The organism is Secundilactobacillus paracollinoides DSM 15502 = JCM 11969, assembly GCF_001311135.1.
GTDB lineage: Bacteria > Bacillota > Bacilli > Lactobacillales > Lactobacillaceae > Secundilactobacillus > Secundilactobacillus paracollinoides.
In genome coordinates this window covers 32,510-51,647 of record NZ_BBAG01000019.1, presented here as the reverse complement: position 1 = coordinate 51,647, position 19,138 = coordinate 32,510, and the positions used below count along the sequence as shown (strand labels likewise).

Genomic DNA, 19,138 nt, shown 5'->3' with positions numbered 1-19,138 from the left:
AAACACTCGAAAAAACCGTCCAGCCCTCGGCTAAACGGTTTGCAATTAAATCCCACCTGTTGCGTAACAACAGTGGGTTATTCCGGTCACCTTTTTAGTCTCACAGGGCTAAATTAAAGAACTCTTTATGACAGTGTAGCGCAGGACATTTTAGGCGTCAAGGTCAAAGTGTGTCGCAAAACAGGTGTGTGCTGATTTTGTCCATTGTTCAATGAGTTAAATACTGCTAACATGTCGCTCCGTTCCGCCGGTCGGCCCTGCAGGCTGAGGTGGGTCGCTCTGGGGAGTTATTGAATGTCTTGTCCGAAATTCAAGGATCTCCTACGTCTCCCGTGTTCGTAACCGGCCAAAAGACAGCCGCTAACGAACACCGACACCACAGCCTGCAATGCCGACCGGCTCCACTACGCTATGATACTTGTCATGGTCTTCTTGGTTAGTGAGTCTTCAAAAGCGGTGTCATGAATCCTGTTAATTAATCTTTCCAGTGGCTAGCATATTGTGCGAAGCATTGCTGTCTATGGGTTTACTAGCAGTTGAGGGCGGATTCTCCGCAAACTAGGGCTAACGCCATGGCGATGTTTAGCTAATGGTAAAAAGGTAGCTCAACGTCAGTGGAATGGAGTAATTTGGCAGGTTGTCGTGGTGTCGACATCAGTTAGCGACCGTACTTTGGTCGGTTACTGATGTGCGAGACGATGAAGATCCATTCGAGAGCTGCGCAGCAGGAATCGAATTAGCTTCATCGCGAGCCACTTCGACAGCCTGCCAAATTGCGGAATGCAACGGACTCGCCCACCCCTTTCCAGCATCCCAACAATCACCAATAAGCAACGCATTATCTCAAAATAATAGTTGCACGATCAAAAAATCTATGCCACAATACAACCAACAAAGGACGGTTGTGGCCGTCAAAAATAACGAGTGCCTGTGAGCATTCATTTTGGAGGAATTGAATATGGAAACAACTGTACATGACCACGCGTTAACCACCAACAAAAGTGGACGATTGCCTCAACGTCAGCTGGATTTGCTTTGGAGAATATGGATGTGTTATTTCTCTCGTTTGCACTTTCGTCGATCATCGCTGAATTACACATCAGCGGTGCTCAAGCTGGATTGATTTCATCGATCACCAATTTGGGGATGTTAGCGGGTGGTATTTTGTTTGGCGTCATTGCGGACCGGTTTGGGCGGGTCAGGACATTTTCGCACACTGTGTTTATTTTTGCGATTGCAACGGCGCTGATGTACTTTGCAAGTAACATCACGCTCATCTATGCCTGCCGGTTCTTAGCAGGCGTCGGTGCCGGTGGTGAATACGGTGTCGGCATTACGCTGATTGCAGAAAATTTCAAGCACAAAAATATTGGTAAAATGACCTCGGTTGCTGCCATCGGTGGTCAAATTGGGGCAATCTTAGCCGCAATTTGCGCGTCGTTGATCATCCCAACGCTGGGCTGGCGGGCACTGTTCTTGTTCGGGCTGATTCCAGTGGTGCTGACCTACTTTATTCGGCGTCACTTACACGAATCTGATGAGTTTATTGCTGCTAAAAACGCCGTTAAAGATCCGCGGAAACGGGTTCGGATCAGCGCCCTTTTTAAGACACCGCAACTCGCTTATCAATCCGTTGCATTAATGGTCATGGTTATCGTACAAATTGCCGGCTACTTTGGCCTGATGAACTGGTTGCCCTCTATCATGCAACAAAAACTCGGTCTCAGCGTTTCTGGCTCCTCCCTCTGGATGATTGCCACAATTGTCGGGATGAGTATTGGGATGCTGACGTTTGGCTCTATTCTGGATTACTTCGGACCGCGGCGTGCATTCGGCATCTTTCTGTTATGTTCAGCCGTTTCTGTCTTCGGTATCACGCTGGCGTTTAACGAACTCACCCTGCTGTTTGCCGGTGCAATTCTCGGCTTCTTTTCAAACGGGATGTTTGGCGGTTATGGTGCCGTCATTAGCCGGCTTTATCCAACGGAGATCCGGTCAACTGCTAACAACGTGATCGTCAATGTTGGTCGAGCAATCGGTGGTTTTTCATCCGTCGTCATTGGCTTCCTGATGGACCGCTACTCGCTGACTGTCGTCATGGGCTTCCTGGCCGTTCTCTACGTCATCAGCTTCATCACCATGTTGACGATTCCAAGCCTTCGCAGACTTGGTCAAGTTAATGAAGGTTAGGGTCGTTGATTGCATTTGAAATCGTTTCCGTGTAAAATGGTGCTAAACTAAACGTTATCTGGGGTGCCTTTTGGCTGAGATACACCCATTGAACCTGATCTGGTCAGTACCAGCGTAGGGAGAATAATGAATGAACTGTGCAATTTTTGAAATCATAAAAAGCCAAAAGGACGTTTTCAGGATAACTGAAGGCGCCCTTTTTTTGCAGTCAGATCTCGTTTAGTACCAAAAATTTTAGGAGGTATCATCATGAAACGTTCAAATGCTTGGCATTTACGCGACATTATCTTATTAGCTTTAATTGCGATCTTCTGCGGTGTTATTTTTTGGGTGATCGGTCCGCTCTATAACATTTTGACCGTTGCTTTAACGCCAGTTGGCCTTGGACCGGCTGCAAACGACATTCTCATGGGCGTCTGGTGCATGGCTGGTCCCCTGGCCGGCATCATCTTCAAGCGAATCGGTGCCGCCTTTCTTGGTGAATTCTTAGGGTCCGTTGTTGAGATGTTTCTCGGCGGCCAATGGGGCGCTAGCACGATGATCTCTGGCGTTGTCCAAGGGATTGCATCCGAACTTGGGTTTACCTTTACCGGCTACAAGAACTTCAACTGGTTAGGTCTTAACATGAGTGTGCTGACGACAACGATCATCACCTTTGCTTGGGACATGGCACGAAACGGTTACGCCAGCTACCACTTCGGCTTACTGATTGCGCTGTTCATTATCCGGCTGATCTCAATGTGGGTCTTTGGCGGATTATTATCAAAAGCCATCACCAACCTGCTAGACCGTACGCATCTGTTGCAAACACAAACTCGCTAGAATTGAGGTTTTATAATGGCTACCGTGTCTGTTAACCACCTATCATTTGCATATACTGCTGAGGATGAAACACCCAAGGCCACGCTGACCGATCTCTCGATGACGTTTAAGAACGGCGCGTTTACCCTGCTCACTGGGCCATCAGGGTCTGGTAAATCAACCCTTTTGAAACTCATTGCCGGGTTGTACCCAGCCTTTTCCGGCAAAGTAACTCACGGGACGCTGACGCTGAATGACCAGCCATTGTCAGCAATTACGCCGACGAAGCGTAGTCAATTGGTGGCCATGATGTTTCAAAATCCCAATCAGCAATTCGCAATGGATACCGTGGAAAACGAACTGATTTTTGCGTTAGAAAACCAACAATTAGCCCCATCAGATATTCCGCCGCGCATCGACAAGGCACTGGATTTTCTTGAAATCACAGCGTTACGCGACCGCGTGCTCAGCACGTTATCGGGCGGTGAAAAACAAAAGGTGGCCCTTGCCGTCATCGTTGCAATGGATTCTGATACGATTCTCCTCGACGAACCATTTGCCAGCGTGGACCCTGAGGCCCGCCAACTGTTGCTGGGTAAACTCTCTCAGTTGCAACGTGAACAGCATAAAACGATAATTTTAGCCGACCACGATTTGGAAGATTACGGTCGCTACATTGACCAACTGATCGTGATGAATGCTGACGGCACCGCGTTGACACGCCTTTCAGATGCTGAAAAAGACCAGCGATTGGCGGACTTCAGCCGGAGTAAGACCGACCAGGTAACATTCGCACTGCCAACCCAAACGGAAGACCCAGCAATTCAACTCAGTGGCCTTAAATTAACGGCCGGCACCCGAACGCTGCTTGACCAGGATCAGTTTACGTTCTATCAAAATCGGATTACATTACTGACTGGCCCCAATGGCGTCGGTAAATCAACACTGCTTGACGCGATGGCAAAGCTTCATCCGTACGCTGGTTCCATTCAAGTCAAAAATCAAGAAGTTCATAAGTGGGCGAAACGCAAATTCTATCACCATCTCGGCATCGTGTTTCAAGACGCCGAAGAGCAATTTTTAAACGTCACCATGGCAGAGGAGCTTGCACTGTCGACGAAGAACAGTCAACAAGCTGCGTACTTTAAAGACCGCTTGCCAGCCATGTTGCGCCAGTTACGGCTAGATGGTATGGCTGAGCACGTCGTCTATTCTCTGAGCGGTGGTCAGAAAAAGAAGCTGCAAATTCTTGAAATGCTGATGATGGGCACGCCAATTTTGTTATTCGATGAACCGTTTACGGGATTGGACTTCAGGTCGATGCAACAGGTCATCGTGCTGATGAAACAGGTTGCGCACGACTGCCATCAGACCTACATTATCGTTAGCCATCAGCTGTACGGCATTGCAGACCTGATCGACTATCACGTTCAATTGCGCGATCAGCAGCTCACTTACGAGGAGTCCCTGTCATGAACCCAACATTTAAATTTGCGCTGGCGGTGTTGATTGCACTTGAAATTTCATTCACCAGCGTGTGGGTGATCAACGTCGTGCTGGCGGTGTTGGGGCTGCTTGTCATTTTGTGGCACCGGACCCCATTAAAACGAGTTGGCCTGTTGCTGCTCGTACCACTGATTCCGGCAACGGCACTGGCTGTTGCCATGTTGATGCAGGGCCGTGGCGACAACAATGTGCACTTCGCCACCGTTTTGTTCACCCGGATCTACGCCTACGTCTTTGTAGGGTCCGCTGCTACGTTAACGACCCCTATTCAAACGTTGGTGATGTCATTGGAACAAAACGTGCACGTTCCCAGCAAATTTGCCTATGGTTTTCTCGGTGCTTTCAATCTCATGCCGAAAATCGTCAGTGAGGTTGCAACGATTCGTGCCGCTGGGCAAATGCGTGGCCAGGTCTTACATTTCTGGTCGCCACAGTTATATTTCAAGGCCATCCTGGCCTCACTGAACTGGTCTGAAAACCTCGCTGATGCCATGACATCCCACGGTTTTGTCGAGGATGCGGCCAGAACCCACCTCACTGTTATCACAATTAAATGGTGGGATTGGGTGCTCGTCATTGTGCCACTACTGGTGCTTCAAGTTGGGCTGTTTGCCGTTCATTTACCGTAATCTCATTATTTTCTAACCCAGTTTTCAAAAAAGTTATATAATGATGACAAAAGAAGGTGATGGATATGAAACAAAGTTCACTCAAGTTTACAACGTTATTTGGTGTTATCGTGATCGTTATCGGTGTCATCCTTGAAGTTGGTGCCCTTTTCTACCATGTTGGCAGTCTCGAATCTGCTGAAATTGTTTTCACTGGCGCCATTGCCGTTACTGTGGGTCACGCGTTTTTCGGACTCGACTCACTTACACTTTCACTGGTGTTGACCACCATTAGTTCGCTTGGGGTTGGCTATTTTGTTCTCATTCAAACCCATCTGAATTGGTTGTGGGCCATCATCGCTTTTGTCGCCTTCTACGCTTTTATTCTATCCATGTTCAAGCTGCGCGACACCGTTCGCCATCGGCATCAATCATGGTAGACCTAAGCTTAGATCAACCCGGTCAACACCGAGACGAAAATAACACCTCATGCAAGGGTCCAGCTGGATTCTTGCATGAGGTGTTATCTTTATTTTTAACATTAGTAAGCCGTACCAACAACGTAGTAGGTAGCACCGCCGTCATCGGAGCGTAGTAATTGCCCAGTAGAATTTGTTTTAAACCAAGCAACCGTTGGCTTGTACTTGGATCAACGTACTTCGCCCGCATGTTCGGTGACTGATGGTTTTCACGCACCTGAACGGTATAGATGTTAGGACTGGACTGACTGATCTGCATGATCAGATCCTGACGGGCGTATGCACCGCTTAATAAGCGATAGATCCGTTCCGTAAGTGTACTCTGGTAAACCGTATGCGTTTGTGTTGCAGAACTGGTTTGGTCGGCCGATTGGCTGGTGGTTACGTCAGAACTTGTATCAGCAGAACTCGTGCTTGCTGCGTTTGTGGTAGACGAGGATTCCACCCGGTAGTTCGCGTCACTGTTACTATCGGAAGAAGCACTGGTTGACGCATTCGAACTGGACGACGCCTTATCCGCAGCCGAAGTCGTTGTCTTGTCTGACTTCTTAGTGGACTGACTCGTTTGCGTTTCAGCCTTTTTTGATGAACCCTGATTGACTGGAATTGCCGCAGCCAACGAGGAGCACACTAAGTGCGAGTGGTACCATCAATTTCAAAATAGGTTTCATAATCGCGGTAATAACCAAGTATTGGTCTTACCCACCTCCTTTGTCTTCATCTCTCCTTAATTATAGCATTAGTTGGGTGGAAAATAACGGTTTCAAGGACTAGATTTCATTAAAATGTAAGGGTTTCCATTACTGATATACCACAATTTTATTAAATGTGACGGGTGTCCTATGTCAACTGGCAAACGGCACAAAAAAAGAGGCCCAAAAGCAACAACTTTAAGGCCTCTTGCAAGTTACGACTATGATTGTCTTACACGTGTTGTCGTTCGCGCGTCTTACTAAATTTACCTTCTGCTAACTCTAAGGTTTGCTGCATCAGCGTCGTAATGGTCATTGGGCCGACCCCACCCGGCACAGGCGTAATCTTTCCAGCAACTTGAACCGCTTCATCAAAATCCACGTCACCAACAAGTTTTCCGTTTTCATCGCGATCCATACCAACATCGATCACTGTGGCACCAGGCTTAATATCTTGCCCCTTGATGAGGTGTGCCACCCCGGTTGCGACGACCAAAATATCAGCCGTCCGGGTAATACCGCTGAGATCCTGGGTAAACTTATGGGTATAACTGACCGTGGCATTGCGATTGAGCAGCATGGCGCCAAGCGGCCTGCCAACAATGTTAGAGCTCCCGACCATAACAGCATGTGCCCCTTCTAACGGCACGTGGTAAGTGTCCAACATTGTCATGATGCCGCGCGGTGTGCACGGCACTGGATAGGCTTCAGCACTATCTTCAAATAACCGGCCCAAGTTCACTGCTGAACCCATCAACATCCTTACTCGGTAAAATTGCTTGAATAATTGCCGATTCATCGATCTGTTGGGGTAACGGCAATTGGACTAATATCCCATGAATACTGGCGTCACGGTTGTACTCGTGAATCACCGCAAGTAGTTCATCCTGAGTTGTCGTTTCAGGCATCCGCTTATCAATTGAGGTAATCCCAACCAGTTTGGCTTTACGATGCTTATTACGAACATAAATCTGACTTGCTGGATCGTGACCGACCAGAATCACGGCGAGTTTCGGTTCGATACCAGCTGTTTTTAACGTATTCACTTTTTCAATAATGGCCGCATCCATTTGCTTAGATAACCCTTTACCATCGATTAACATCAGTGTCTCAAGTCTCATTATGCAGTGTCAAAGTGGCGTCTCGTTTTCATTTTGTTTCAAACTAAGAAAGTGGTCTGAAACAATTTTCTTACAGTGCAATCATACACTAAATTAACCAGTTTAACAATCGTCAAACACAAACTTTAATTCTATATTCATTATAATTATTCGTATTATATGCCATTTCTCATTTAATTCGGCCATTAATGAAACCATCATGAGCGAAAAGCAAAAAGGCTCAGCAAGTCTTCACTTGACTGAGCCTTTTTTAATTATTTAAAGACTTAGGCGTTGACCTTACCCGCAAAGCTAGGCATAAAGTAACTGCTAATCGTTTGGATCTGCACATCTTCGCCAGGTTCTGGTGCGGCAACGTATTGGTTATTGCCGATGTAGAGAGCAACGTGGTAACTGGCACCTTGACTACCCCAGAAAAGCAGATCACCAGGTTGGGCATCCGAAACAGCTTCCTTAGTCACCTTAGATTCTTGGGTAACGGTATAGTGGCCAAGTGTGATACCGGCTGCGTGCTGATAAACGTAATCTGTCAGACCTGAACAATCCATCCCCTTTAAGGATTCGCCACCCCAAACATAGGGAATGTTCTCAGTTGCAAGCTGCTTGGCCAAGGCGACAACTTTCTTCGTCGTACTGCTTGTGGCACTGGTGCTAGTGGTCGAGGTACTGGTTGTATCGGCACTGGTACTAGTTGCGGCGCTGTTGGTTGTGGTTGACGTTGCGCTGCTCGTCTCGCTATCAGAAGCAGCATTAACAGCATCATGAGCTGCTTGAGTCTCAGTCTGATTCGGCAATGCTTGAATGGTAGCAGCATGCGCACTCACAGTAGAAACACCAAACAAAGCAACGGTCGCAGCAAGTGCGAGAACTGTCTTTTTAAAAGTCATAGGAACACCTCATCTATTATTTTCTTTAGGTTTCATTATAGCAACAATTTAATGATAACTCGTGAAGATAACTAGAAGATTACGTGAAGGTGATGATTTGGTGACAGAGAGTGTGAAGCAAGGCGGTCCAGGGGCGGTGTGTAACGAACACTGACCGAAAAGTCTGGGCCTGACTTTTTGGTCAGTGTTCGTTACACGTTAGCCCCGTGCCTTGCTGAACACGTTTAGGCAATATAGCAGGAAAGCACGTCGCCAAACCGCATCCTATCAGAAATGCCTGAACTTGGCATTTTTGCCAGAGCCCGTTACATGGCCGCCCCTTGCCTTGCTGAACACGTTTAGTCTCGAGGCTAATAGCCGGTTAGTTAGAAAAGTACGAGCCTAACTTATTTGACTAAAGTTGCTTACCCAAGTATCCCTCAGCCTTGCTGACGAAGTTGAGGCCATATAAGCTAGAAAACCATTGCCAAAAGCCCTAGGTAGAAAAAAGCCTGATTCTTATCCCACAAACCCTAACCGCCTTCAATAAACAACAAATCCACATAGAAACGACTCAACCATCCCCGCTCTCAATCCCACCATTCCCCCATTCCAACGCATCATTGTCCTTTCTCGTCCAAATCGGCTATAATAAGGTTAGACCAAATCAAAAGGTGGAGGGATCTTATGGAACAAGAAATGAGCGCAATCGCTGAAAAAATCATTGGATACCAAAAAAAGCACAATTTGACGGATACTGAACTCGCACTGAATCTTCATATCACGGTCGAACGACTCCATAACATTAAATCAATGGAAAGCCAACCGACTGCAGAAGAAACGGCGAAGTTGACGAAGTTTATTAATTAGAGCGTGTCTGAAGTCGCTTAGGTGCAACCTCTTGCCTTCTGGAACGCGTTTCGACACGGTGGCCAAGAAAGCACATCACAGCAACCTAGCCGGAACAACCGCACCAACCAATCAAATAACCGAACAAAAGCGGCTTGCCCGAGTAATCACTCGCAGCAAACCGCTTTATTTTTATCTCTATTTCGCTGTAAGTTCAGCAAATACGTCTCGATAAACCGCATACGTCGGGTCATCTAAACAAACCATCTGCACATCAAGTGGCGCATCAAACGCACGAATGGTGGTGAGCGCAATTTCTGCAGCTGGTTTCAACGGATACCCGTAAACACCTGTACTGATGGACGGAAAGGCAACCGTCTGGCAATGATTTTCGACAGCCCGTTTTAAACTATTCACATAACAGGCCCGCAACAGTTTGGGCTCCTCAAACGACCCGTCACGCCAAATTGGTCCGGGCGTATGGATGATGATTCGGCTGGTAACTCAAATCCAGGCGTAACCTTCGCCTCGCCGGTTGGACAACCACCCAATCTTCGACAGGCGATATCCAATTGCGGCCCGGCTGCGCGATGGATCGCACCATCCACGCCACCACCTCCGACTAATCCTGTATTGGCGGCGTTCACGATTGCGTCCACCCGTATCGTTGTAATGTCTGCTTGAACTACTTGAACGGTTGCCATCCTGTCATCCCCTTATCTTCGGCGTGACCACCAGTGTCGTTTTTCCTTAGCGGGTTCATCCGAGGCAGCCCCCTTCTTTTGCGCCTTCATCCGCGCCATCCCCACCTGCATTGGATTCATCGCCAACGCGTTAAGATCGATTTTTTTCTTCGTTGCTGCAGTTTCTTTCACAGGTGTGTCTTCAGTGTGTTCTTCGTTTTCTGTCATCATTCAACCTCGCATCTGGTATTCCCGACAAATTACTGTATAATGGTCGGTGTTGATGCTCCTATTATAACGCCACGAGCGCTGAAAGTACCTGCATAGACATCAATTAACCAATCAGCATCACTAATTAGTTTAGGTCATTCATTTAAAACGAGGTGTCGCTATTGAGTATCCAGATTGTGACGGATTCAACCGTGCAATTAACCGAAGAAGAATTAGCTGATTTACCCATTACCGTGGTACCGCTCATTGTTCGCTTAGGCGATAAGGAGTATTTAAACGACGGTAAGGATATTACAAACGTTGAAATTTTAAGTCACCTCACTGGTGATGAAGAACTCCCAAAAACAAGCCAACCGTCAATTGGCCAATTTCTTGACGTGTTCAACGACATTGGCGATGCGGGCGATGAAGTGTTGTGTTTGAATCTGACACACCATCTCAGCGGGACTGTGAACGCTGCTCGGCAGGCGGCTGATATTTCCGAAACAAAGGTAACCGTCATTGACTCGTTGTCCATTGACCGTGGCCTGGCCTTTCAGGTCATCACCGCTGCAAAAATGGCGAAAAACCACGCGCCACTAGAAAATATCATCAACGCCATTGACCTGCATCGACAAAATACGGAAATCTATGTGTTTTTAAACACGTTGGAAAACCTGATCAAGGGTGGTCGACTTAGTCGAACGGCTGGTGGCATTGCCAATTTGCTGCACATTAAGGTGGTTGCTGAACTCAAGGATGGCGCGTTGCAGGTAGCTGCTAAGGGCCGTGGTAAGCGATTCTTAAATAAGCAGATCGACGAACTCGTGTCTCGCATTCAATTACTATCACCGGCAAAAGTAGGCTTAACCCACGTGGATAACTTGACGCAAGCAAGTGAAATTGCCAATCGCATTCATGAGAGTTTACCGAATACCGAGGTAACCATTCATGAGGCCGGCCCCGTGATAAGTACGTATACGGGATTGGGTGCGTTGGCGGTTGAGTTTTATACAGATTAGAGCGTGGAAGAAGGCGCTTAAGGGGCAGAATGTAAGGGACTCTGACGGAAAATCCCGGTTCTGGATTTTGTGTCAGAGTCCCTTACATGGCCGCCCCCTTGCCTTCTGAAACGCGTTTCGGCACGGTAAACTAGAAAGCCAGTCAAGCCAAAAAAATAAAGAGCGCCATCAACCCAAATCGGCTGATGACGCTCTTTTTCTATACAATCAGCATTCAAAAACCCTATTACCGGTCCTGCTGCTTAGCCGCATTCGCCTGATTACGTTTCAGGTTCTCGGAATGTTGTCTGGTTTGTTCTTCCTGCTTAAGCCGTTCAACCTCTGCTGCATGTTCTTTGGCCGCCTTTTCTTTAGCCTGTGAACGCGATTTCAGATAGTTATAAACAGCCACTACAATGAAGCCGAGGATCACCTGGAATGGAAACGAGATCACCATGTTCATTGAATACGGTTTATGCGTCATTAATGGTGCAACGAGGTCGTAAATAATCAGCAAAATCGTCATTGCCATGACCACTTGAATCGTATCCCGAAGCCACTTTGGTAGTTTTTGCCACCATTTCCATATCTGATCCACAACAAATTCCTCCTACAACTCGCCCTGATTACGTAATTCTTTTTCTAATAACTGCGCATCCATATAGTCAAACGCCACTTCATCGACATCGGCAATCTCAAACATGGTCCCCAACGGATCAATGATCATGCCCCCTTCAACTTGGTGGAAGATAAATTGTTTATCATCTAACCGACTCAGATAACCGGTGATACTCTGATAATCGTGGAGTTGAATCCGGACGATCCGCCGCATGGCGACTGACTGGCCCAGAATCATTGAAAATAGATCCGTGGTCGGATCAAACAGCCGCTCGTCATTCAGTCCAGGTTGTTTGGTGACGCCAACCCGCTGATCAATGCTGATGAAGGTCTCAACCACCTGCAGATAGTCAGACCGCGTAATCACCTGTTGTATAGCCGACAATTTAGTCAGCCAATAACCGCCAAACTGCCCCGCCATATCCACTAAGTTGATCAAAACGGTGTCATACGTTAAAGTATTGACCCGCCCGACAAAGAACATGCCTTCGTCAGCTTTCGGATTAACGGAAACCAGTGCGTTGATCTCTGCGGCGTGTTTCAGCGCTTCCACGATCCTCGTCTGGCTTTCAACCAGGTGGGTCGTCACTGGGGGCATGTTTTCAAACACGCCCATCGCAACGGTCTGAAGCGTCAGTTCCTTGCCTTCAAACTCAACAAGAAGCAGGTCCGCAAATTCAAAGGTTAATTTTGGCTTATCGCTAAGGTCAAATTTATCAAAGACCTGAAAATCCATATCGTGGTCTGAGATCCGGGTCACTTGGCCTTCGTAAAATTTATCTGAGTCGCGTTCAACCACCATGACGGTACTTTCATTGACCATCGCATTTTCCAACACTTGGCGCACCAGGGGTCGTTTTAAATTAAACGCTGATGTTAGTTTACCATAACTCACAAAGTGAGACTGCTGTGCGTTTTCAATTCGAAATCGCATACTGTCCAAGTCATCGCTGTCAAACTCAACAAATTCAATGGCTTCAAAGGTCAAATAGACAGCCCCGTCCTCGATGCCGCTATCGTCAAACGTGGTCAAAACGATACTGAGCTCGTCAATGATGTTGACGTACCCAGTATACACAACGTTTTGATTCAGCTGATAGACGTTTACTAAGGCTTCGCGTTGCAACGCAAACCTTAAATCGTTTACGATTGAATTCAAATTGTCTCACCTTCTTTTAATTATTCTCAAACAGCTATGATAGCACATCTGAGTCCTAAATACTTAGAATAACTACGAAATTGCGTTACTAACAAACGCTTTTAACCGGTCACCGGTCAACCCGCCGCTGAGCCCAACAAGTAATTTGATCCGGGCTTTTTGGCCGTTTAGTCCCTGACAGAGGATCAAGCCCATTTTAGTCAGTTCAATGCCGCCGCCCTCATAGTCGTAAATGTCCTGGGCTACACCATTATAACAGCGTGATACCAACACAATTGGAATTCTGAGCGCCAGAAGTTTTTCGATGGCAGGCAAGGTTGCGGGTGGCAGATTACCGGCACCAAGGCCCTCAATCACAAGTCCCTTAGTCTCAGGCGTTGCGATGGCGTTGAACAGCGTACCATCCATACCAGCATAGGCCTTGATCAAGAAAACGTTGTCGTCAACGTGATCAATATCGCAAGTCCCCTGTTGAATTAATTCCTGGAAGTACTGTGCCTTCCCCTTAGCGACCACGCCAATGGGACCGAACGTTGGCGTCCGAAACGTTGCCACGTTCGTCGTATGCGTTTTTGTGACATAGCGCGCAGTGTGGATCTCATCGTTCATGACCACCAGCGCACCTTTGCCTTGTGATTCCGGCGTGGCCGCAACCATGATGGCACTCTGAAAATTATACAGACCGTCTGAACCGATCTCGTTTGACGACCGCATGGCCCCGGTCAGCACAATGGGAATATCACTCGTCTGTGTTAAATCCAAGAAATAGGCCGTTTCTTCCAGGGTATCAGTCCCGTGGGTGATGACGACACCGTCAACGCCTTCAGTAACGGCACGGTCGATGCGCTGCTTGATCTGGAGCATTACGGATGGCGTAACGTGCGGTGATGGTAAATTAAAGAGTTCATCCGTAATCAGGTTCACCTGGCCATTTATAATGGTGGCTTCCTTAGCGATTGGATTCTCTGCGTTGGGCACAACTTCACCCTTTTCGTTTTGCGACATCGAAATGGTGCCGCCTGTATGAATTGCTAAAATTGTTTTCATCATTAACCTCGTGGTTTTCGAATTGAATTATCCTTACAATAACGTATTTTACCCGCCTTTTGGCAAAAGTGGGTTAAAATAGAGTAAAATCCTGTGATGAGACGGAGGCGCACCAAATGCCGAGTACACCTGATAACAACCAACCCAAGGGCGGGTTGCCCAAAATCAAAGTCCACATTAAGCCGCAGCCAAGCTCGGGTGGTTTTGCCAACTGGGGACCCATTTTTCAGTGGGCAACTGACGGCCTGAAGCACCTGTTCCACCGGTCCCATTAATTTTTAACGCAGCGCCAAATGATACCGCCAATGGCCTTGGCGGTTTTTTGTTAGTATCAAATATTATTCTCATAATATTATTTTATTCATTTCTGGTTGGGGCCCGTATTTTTACTCCAATCGCCCAGAGCATTCACCTCATCTTTTGTGTGTCTACTCAATAAAGACGTAACGCCACCCCAATTTGTTTTAAAATAAAAGTTAAGTAATCACGAATTATCAGAAAATCTCCTCAAGAACCGTGATTAAATAAAAATGAGATTATCTAATATTCTTTCATAATCTTGTAATTTAAATCGTTAGTTGTATAATTTTACATTAAGAAGTCGAGAGGAGATGTCACTGTGTTAAAAACTTTAATTTTTGCGTTGTTACCGATCATCGTGACCATTGCATTAGGATATTTTGCAGCTGCTCAGAACTTTTTTGACGATCACGATAGTCAGGTCTTTGTCCGATTAGTCATGAACTTCATGCTCCCACTAAGCGTCTTTTCGGGTATTTGGAGTACGCCCAGAAAAATCATCATCAAGGATATTCCCTTGGGTGTCTGGCTGCTTTGTAGCATGGTTGGCTGCTACATCATCTTTCTCATCATGAATCGGTATCTTTTTCACACCTCACTACATATCGCAACACTGCGCGCAATGTCGGTCGCTGATCCCTCCGTGCCCTTCATCGGCTCTGCCATTCTGCCGCTTATTTCGGCGCCTCACAAAGTGCCATTACAATTGGTGTCTGTACCCTCATTATCAATATTCTGATCCTCCGACCGTTTTTGCCACCCTCAGCAGTGATGCCAGTCTCGGGTCACGGCTCCTTGGCACGTTAAAAAAGCCGCTTGTCGCTGCCGCACTGCTCGGTTTTATTCTCGCATTGCTTGGCTGGCAAATGCCCGAAGAACTCAGCGGTTCCTTTGAACTGTTGGGCAAGGGCGCCGGTGGATTAGCTATTTTCGCCACCGGGATCGTCTTATTCACCCGGAAGATCTTAGTTAATAAAGCTATTGTGGGCACTGTTTTTTCAAAGAATATCCTGTTTCCGCTCGTTGTCTGGGCAATTATGCTGGCGTTGGGGGCAACGTCTGAGTTGCAACGCTTAGTTGTGCTCACGCTGGCAATTCCAACGGCAACCATGCCTACCACACTTGCAATTCAGTTCAACGTTAATGAATCCGAACTCGCTTCGACGCAGTTTTGGAGTACCGTTTGCTCGTTCGTGACGCTCGCTGTTTTCCTTTTGGCATTGAGCTAGGATGTCTGGGGTAATAAAATGGTCATCGCTTTGTTTGGCGATGACCATTTTTTAGTTTGGCTTGTACGATAAGTTTAGTAGCTTTCTTGTCTTCGTGGCCGAAACGCGTTCCAGAATAATGTTAAGTGATAGTCCGTTGCATTCCGCAATTTGGCACGGCACTGTCGTGGCTCGCGATAAAGCTAATTCGATTTCTGCTGCGCAGCTCTCGAATGGATCTTCATCGTCTCGCACATCAGTAACCGACCCAAGGACGGTCGCTAACTGATGTCGACACCACAGCGCCGTGCCAAATTGTTCCATTCCACTGATATTGAGCTTATTTTTACCGTTAGTTAAGCATCACATTTGCGTTAAACCGAGTCCGAGGTGAATCCCCCTCGACTGCTGGTAAGCCTCTTGTCATCGATGCTTCGCACAATCTGCTAAGTACAGTAACAATCAGTTGACAGGGTCCATGACACCTGCTGGCTTCCGAACGAAGCGACATTAAAGTGCTACTTTGATAACCCAACAATGGAAAATATTCCAGAAGGCAAGAGGCGACCATGTGAGTAACTCTGCGCCTTAACCGCCTTCTTCCACACTCGCCACTACACTATTGTTTCCAACTCTAACAACTTCGAGATCTCATAAGTCGGTTGCGTATCAGTCTGGTTGTTAACCCCATTTGGATTGAACCAAACTGAATCCAAATCAAACCCATTTGCGCCCTTAATATCTGAGGTAAGTGAATCACCAATCACAAGTGTCTTAGATTTATCAAAGTTAGGAATTTGGTCCGCCACCAGTTCGAAAAATTCTGGTTCTGGTTTTTGTGCGCCTAGTACTTCGGAAATAAAGACGTTCTCGAAATAACCGTTGACGTGCGCATCCGCTAATCGTTTCCGCTGCGTCGCCGCCACGCCATTTGTGACAACGTACAACTCATAATTAGGCTTTAAATCAGTAATCAACTGCAGGGCATCCGGTTCAAGCTCATGCCCCTCAGCGAGGTGGTCCCGGTATAGTCTTTCAGCACGCGAATCATCAACTTCTGAGTGTCCCATGTGCGCAAATAAATCATGGAATCGTTTGACCAGTAGCGCTGGTCGTGTGATCTGCCCCACTTCGTATTGCCGCCAAAGCGATTCATTCAGTTGATGGTAATAAGCATAAGTTTCTGAACTCAATGGAAGGTTTAAATCTTGAAAAAGATGGATAACAGCCTGTTTCTCCGCTGCTTGAAAATCAAAAAGAGTATCGTCAACATCAAATAAGAGTGTTTGATAACGCATCATGAGGCCTTCTAAGCCAGTTTATGTTTTCGACTAAACATCCGGTATCCCGTAATCACCGTTGCCACTGCACAAATCACGATGGCCAGCCAGAATGCAATGTGCATCCCGTAGATAAAAATATCCGGTCGACCAGCGACATAGGTCGTCACATGCCGCCCTTCGTAATGGCTCATGGCAGCAAATAACACCGTGGTTGCGCTCGAAATGCCGATCACCATCCCGAGATTTCGTGCAAGCGCGTTCATCCCGCCAGCAACACCCAGGTCTTTCGGTGCCACGGCGTTCATAACGATCGTGTTGTTTGGTGCCTGAAAGATCCCGTTGCCAAGTCCAACTAAGCCGATGTTGGCCGTAAACAGCCAAAGCGGTGTACTTAGACTCGTTAGCATGTAACCGACTTGGCTGATTAAGATGAAACACAGGCCAACAAACGTGATCATCTCCGGACCAATTTTATCAGAAAGCGTCCCCGCTACTGGTGCCACGATCACCTGAACAATTGGGAAAATCATCAGAATGTACCCTGCCATATTGGGCTTTAACCCGCGGGCATTTTCTAAATAGAACGGCGCAATGACGTTGAAAAAGAAGTTTGTAATGAAGATCAGAAACCCACATAATAAACTGATTGAAAATTCTCGATTCTTAAATAGTGTAAACGATAATAACGGTTTTTCCAACCGATTTTCGGTGTGCACAAACCAGTAACCAACAATAATGGCAACCGCAAACAGCGCAAGGATCCACGGGTTCGTGAACCCAACTTCCTGCCCAAGGAAAATGGCAACAAAGAAGGATACCATCAGCAATGCCATGCTGGTCGCGCCGCTGCGGTCAATCTTTTCATGCGACATCGTGATATCCTTTGGAAAAATTGCCCGTCCAATCAGAATCGTCAAAATACCAACCGGGACGTTGATCCAAAAAATATAGCCCCAGCTCAAGTGTGCCAGCACGAGGCCACCAATCCCAGGACCGGCAATCGACCCTAAGGCCACAAAGGACCCAATCGTGCCTAATGCGCGACCACGTTCATTAAACGGAAAGACTTCCGTAACGATGCCGTTACTGTTCGCCATAGTCATCGATGCGCCAAGCGCTTGAACGACCCGTGCGCCTAATAACAGTGGAAAGCTGCCATTAAAACCGGCTAGAAGCGACCCAACCACAAACAATCCTGTCCCAATTCTAAAGATACGAATTTTCCCCAGCGAATCACCGAGTTTTCCGAACAATAATAGCAAAGCACAGATAACAATAAGATAGATGGAAACGACCCACTCGGACTGGTTCATCGGTACCTTAAGATCCCGACTGATCACGGGTAATGCCACGTTTACAATACTGGCATCCAACGTCGACATAAAGGTAAACAGCCCCGTTGCCGTCAAAATCAGCCAGCGATGTTTTTGGACATTTTCGTCTTCTAAATAGCTTTTTTCAGCCACTACGACACCCCTTTTTCTGAACATTTTTTTGATTCTAGATAATTAATGTACGCTTGACAACGTCTCCAAGTCAAGTCTATTAGACCGGTATATTTTGACATTTTCATGACGGATAGCTATGATACTTGGGAAGTATTATGAGGTGATTACACCTATATAAACGAATTTACACACGATTTTGTTTTAAATGACCTAAATTTTCTAAGAAACGAGGCACACTAAAATGACTGAACCTGATAATCGTTTCTATCAGCCAAAGGACGCCAAGGACGCGCTGTGCTACATCGAAGGTCTCTTTAACCAGTACGTTCAAGCGCCGCTGACCATGGAGCTGATTGCCTATCATCAAAAATTAGTCAAACAAATTGAAGACGATATCATCCCCACAGCAAAGGCAGCACATCAGGATGTCCAGGTAAAAAATGCCGAACAAATGGTGGATGCCATGCACACCTGGCTAAGAACAAGAATGAACGGCCAACCATACGCGGGAAAAATGCGCCACTTTAAGTTCGAGGCGGACAATGCTCGAACAAAATATAAGCGTAAAGTGCTTAAAGGTAGGAGATCAGGGGGGCATCGGTCGGTGAGACATGGGTAGAGAGTGGAGCAAGGCGGTTTAGGGGCGCTGTGTAACGGGCGTTTGCCTTGCGAAACTCGTTTAGTCTAGATAACAAGGGAGCGCAGTAGCTAGGACTACTCTGACTGCGAAACCCCAGAGTGTCCGGATCAGACTTTCGGACGTAAACTGCCTCATGTTGACCAGAGGTGCTCGATCCAAGTAATCAAGAAATTCTCGCCAACAAACCTATTTCAACAATTAACTTAAAATCCAGCCAAACGTAAAAAGTGCGCCTCCAGTAAGAATTACTACTGAAGACGCACTTTTAATTTAGTTAAAGCTTTATAGATTTCGTTCAATCGAGACTTCTAGGCTCATAGCCGAAACGTGTTCCAGCAGGCAGAGGGCGGAGCCTAAGCAACTTCCGGTACCAAATCCAAACCCGGAATTTGATCCCGAAAGTTACTTAGGCTCCGCCCTCTAACCGCC

The 19,138-nt window shown here is 46.9% G+C and carries 18 protein-coding genes, 3 pseudogenes and 1 riboswitch; of the genes and pseudogenes, 11 read left to right on the top strand and 10 right to left on the bottom strand.

The window, feature by feature from the left end; all coding sequences use genetic code 11:
• Positions 1 to 958: 958 nt before the first annotated feature.
• The 5 genes and pseudogenes from JCM11969_RS08000 (at position 959) to JCM11969_RS07980 (ending at position 5,545) form a co-directional block, all read left to right on the top strand.
• Positions 959 to 2,190 (top strand): annotated as a pseudogene (locus JCM11969_RS08000) (MFS transporter).
• Positions 2,191 to 2,239: 49 nt separating this feature from the next.
• Positions 2,240 to 2,329: riboswitch (TPP riboswitch) on the top strand.
• A gap of 110 nt (positions 2,330 to 2,439) precedes the next feature.
• Positions 2,440 to 3,012 (top strand): ECF transporter S component, encoded by a 573-nt coding sequence (locus JCM11969_RS07995; protein WP_054710239.1) that lies wholly within the window; start codon positions 2,440 to 2,442, stop codon positions 3,010 to 3,012.
• A 15-nt stretch (positions 3,013 to 3,027) separates the two neighbouring features.
• Positions 3,028 to 4,467 (top strand): ABC transporter ATP-binding protein, encoded by a 1,440-nt coding sequence (locus tag JCM11969_RS07990; protein WP_054710237.1) that lies wholly within the window; start codon positions 3,028 to 3,030, stop codon positions 4,465 to 4,467.
• Positions 4,464 to 5,126 carry an energy-coupling factor transporter transmembrane component T family protein gene (locus JCM11969_RS07985; protein WP_054710233.1) on the top strand — a complete coding sequence of 221 codons (663 nt, stop codon included), beginning with the start codon at positions 4,464 to 4,466 and terminating at the stop codon, positions 5,124 to 5,126. Before JCM11969_RS07990 ends, JCM11969_RS07985 begins: the two co-directional genes overlap by 4 nt.
• Positions 5,127 to 5,191: 65 nt before the next feature.
• Positions 5,192 to 5,545: a hypothetical protein gene (locus tag JCM11969_RS07980; RefSeq protein ID WP_054710230.1), complete on the top strand. Its 354-nt coding sequence runs from the start codon at positions 5,192 to 5,194 to the stop codon at positions 5,543 to 5,545.
• Positions 5,546 to 5,567: 22 nt separating this feature from the next.
• On the opposite strand, the gene JCM11969_RS07975 is transcribed toward JCM11969_RS07980, so the two are convergent.
• The 3 genes and pseudogenes from JCM11969_RS07975 to JCM11969_RS07965 all read right to left on the bottom strand — a co-directional run bounded on the left by JCM11969_RS07975 (position 5,568) and on the right by JCM11969_RS07965 (position 8,284).
• Complete coding sequence (locus JCM11969_RS07975) at positions 5,568 to 6,203, bottom strand: hypothetical protein (RefSeq protein ID WP_054710227.1); 636 nt, start codon at positions 6,201 to 6,203, stop codon at positions 5,568 to 5,570.
• 305 nt (positions 6,204 to 6,508) lie between these two features.
• A pseudogene (locus tag JCM11969_RS07970) lies at positions 6,509 to 7,379 on the bottom strand (bifunctional 5,10-methylenetetrahydrofolate dehydrogenase/5,10-methenyltetrahydrofolate cyclohydrolase).
• Positions 7,380 to 7,663: 284 nt separating this feature from the next.
• The gene (locus JCM11969_RS07965; protein WP_054710224.1) at positions 7,664 to 8,284 is read right to left on the bottom strand and encodes a C40 family peptidase; all 621 of its coding nucleotides are present in this window, start codon (positions 8,282 to 8,284) and stop codon (positions 7,664 to 7,666) included.
• Between the two features lie 666 nt (positions 8,285 to 8,950).
• On the opposite strand from JCM11969_RS07965, the gene JCM11969_RS07960 reads away from it, so the two are divergent.
• On the top strand, positions 8,951 to 9,133 hold the full coding sequence (locus JCM11969_RS07960) for an LBP_cg2779 family protein (protein WP_173585416.1): 183 nt from the start codon (positions 8,951 to 8,953) through the stop codon (positions 9,131 to 9,133).
• A gap of 177 nt (positions 9,134 to 9,310) precedes the next feature.
• Here the strand turns inward: JCM11969_RS07960 and JCM11969_RS07955 are convergent.
• Together JCM11969_RS07955 and JCM11969_RS07950 are read right to left on the bottom strand one after the other, a co-directional pair.
• A pseudogene (locus tag JCM11969_RS07955) lies at positions 9,311 to 9,816 on the bottom strand (O-acetyl-ADP-ribose deacetylase).
• A gap of 12 nt (positions 9,817 to 9,828) precedes the next feature.
• Positions 9,829 to 10,026: a hypothetical protein gene (locus JCM11969_RS07950; protein WP_156319304.1), complete on the bottom strand. Its 198-nt coding sequence runs from the start codon at positions 10,024 to 10,026 to the stop codon at positions 9,829 to 9,831.
• A gap of 161 nt (positions 10,027 to 10,187) precedes the next feature.
• Between JCM11969_RS07950 and JCM11969_RS07945 the strand changes: the two genes are divergently transcribed.
• Positions 10,188 to 11,027 carry a DegV family protein gene (locus JCM11969_RS07945; protein ID WP_054710215.1) on the top strand — a complete coding sequence of 280 codons (840 nt, stop codon included), beginning with the start codon at positions 10,188 to 10,190 and terminating at the stop codon, positions 11,025 to 11,027.
• A gap of 226 nt (positions 11,028 to 11,253) precedes the next feature.
• Here JCM11969_RS07945 and JCM11969_RS07940 read toward each other — a convergent pair whose 3' ends face one another.
• From JCM11969_RS07940 to JCM11969_RS07930, 3 genes are all read right to left on the bottom strand, one after another.
• Positions 11,254 to 11,604 carry a hypothetical protein gene (locus tag JCM11969_RS07940; protein WP_054710211.1) on the bottom strand — a complete coding sequence of 117 codons (351 nt, stop codon included), beginning with the start codon at positions 11,602 to 11,604 and terminating at the stop codon, positions 11,254 to 11,256.
• Between the two features lie 12 nt (positions 11,605 to 11,616).
• Positions 11,617 to 12,783: a hypothetical protein gene (locus JCM11969_RS07935; protein ID WP_054710207.1), complete on the bottom strand. Its 1,167-nt coding sequence runs from the start codon at positions 12,781 to 12,783 to the stop codon at positions 11,617 to 11,619.
• 72 nt (positions 12,784 to 12,855) lie between these two features.
• The gene (locus tag JCM11969_RS07930) at positions 12,856 to 13,830 is read right to left on the bottom strand and encodes an asparaginase (RefSeq protein ID WP_054710204.1); all 975 of its coding nucleotides are present in this window, start codon (positions 13,828 to 13,830) and stop codon (positions 12,856 to 12,858) included.
• Between the two features lie 116 nt (positions 13,831 to 13,946).
• On the opposite strand from JCM11969_RS07930, the gene JCM11969_RS17710 reads away from it, so the two are divergent.
• The 3 genes from JCM11969_RS17710 (at position 13,947) to JCM11969_RS07925 (ending at position 15,359) form a co-directional block, all read left to right on the top strand.
• Positions 13,947 to 14,105 carry a hypothetical protein gene (locus tag JCM11969_RS17710; RefSeq protein WP_156319303.1) on the top strand — a complete coding sequence of 53 codons (159 nt, stop codon included), beginning with the start codon at positions 13,947 to 13,949 and terminating at the stop codon, positions 14,103 to 14,105.
• A gap of 344 nt (positions 14,106 to 14,449) precedes the next feature.
• Positions 14,450 to 14,869, top strand: a complete 420-nt coding sequence (locus JCM11969_RS20385) for an AEC family transporter (protein ID WP_369523214.1) — start codon at positions 14,450 to 14,452, stop codon at positions 14,867 to 14,869.
• The gene (locus tag JCM11969_RS07925; RefSeq protein ID WP_369523215.1) at positions 14,763 to 15,359 is read left to right on the top strand and encodes an AEC family transporter; all 597 of its coding nucleotides are present in this window, start codon (positions 14,763 to 14,765) and stop codon (positions 15,357 to 15,359) included. The genes JCM11969_RS20385 and JCM11969_RS07925 overlap by 107 nt, the downstream gene beginning before the upstream one ends.
• A 593-nt stretch (positions 15,360 to 15,952) precedes the next feature.
• Here JCM11969_RS07925 and JCM11969_RS07920 read toward each other — a convergent pair.
• Complete coding sequence (locus JCM11969_RS07920; RefSeq protein WP_225353184.1) at positions 15,953 to 16,639, bottom strand: YjjG family noncanonical pyrimidine nucleotidase; 687 nt, start codon at positions 16,637 to 16,639, stop codon at positions 15,953 to 15,955.
• Between the two features lie 8 nt (positions 16,640 to 16,647).
• Positions 16,648 to 18,087, bottom strand: a complete 1,440-nt coding sequence (locus JCM11969_RS07915; protein WP_404814722.1) for an MFS transporter — start codon at positions 18,085 to 18,087, stop codon at positions 16,648 to 16,650.
• A 223-nt stretch (positions 18,088 to 18,310) separates the two neighbouring features.
• Between JCM11969_RS07915 and JCM11969_RS07910 the strand changes: the two genes are divergently transcribed.
• Positions 18,311 to 18,688, top strand: coding sequence for a hypothetical protein (locus tag JCM11969_RS07910; protein ID WP_054710195.1), 378 nt, complete (start codon positions 18,311 to 18,313; stop codon positions 18,686 to 18,688).
• The last annotated feature ends 450 nt before the right edge of the window (positions 18,689 to 19,138 follow it).

Bases quoted from the DNA above. Each gene is read 5' to 3' on its own strand.
- JCM11969_RS07980 (WP_054710230.1), top strand. From the start codon at position 5,192: ATGAAACAAAGTTCACTCAAGTTTACAACGTTATTTGGTGTTATCGTG.
- JCM11969_RS17710 (WP_156319303.1), top strand. From the start codon at position 13,947: ATGCCGAGTACACCTGATAACAACCAACCCAAGGGCGGGTTGCCCAAA.
- JCM11969_RS07920 (WP_225353184.1), bottom strand. From the start codon at position 16,639: ATGATGCGTTATCAAACACTCTTATTTGATGTTGACGATACTCTTTTT.
- JCM11969_RS07965 (WP_054710224.1), bottom strand. From the start codon at position 8,284: ATGACTTTTAAAAAGACAGTTCTCGCACTTGCTGCGACCGTTGCTTTG.
- JCM11969_RS07995 (WP_054710239.1), top strand. From the start codon at position 2,440: ATGAAACGTTCAAATGCTTGGCATTTACGCGACATTATCTTATTAGCT.
- JCM11969_RS07990 (WP_054710237.1), top strand. From the start codon at position 3,028: ATGGCTACCGTGTCTGTTAACCACCTATCATTTGCATATACTGCTGAG.
- JCM11969_RS07985 (WP_054710233.1), top strand. From the start codon at position 4,464: ATGAACCCAACATTTAAATTTGCGCTGGCGGTGTTGATTGCACTTGAA.
- JCM11969_RS07960 (WP_173585416.1), top strand. From the start codon at position 8,951: ATGGAACAAGAAATGAGCGCAATCGCTGAAAAAATCATTGGATACCAA.
- JCM11969_RS07930 (WP_054710204.1), bottom strand. From the start codon at position 13,830: ATGAAAACAATTTTAGCAATTCATACAGGCGGCACCATTTCGATGTCG.
- JCM11969_RS07950 (WP_156319304.1), bottom strand. From the start codon at position 10,026: ATGATGACAGAAAACGAAGAACACACTGAAGACACACCTGTGAAAGAA.
- JCM11969_RS07910 (WP_054710195.1), top strand. From the start codon at position 18,311: ATGACTGAACCTGATAATCGTTTCTATCAGCCAAAGGACGCCAAGGAC.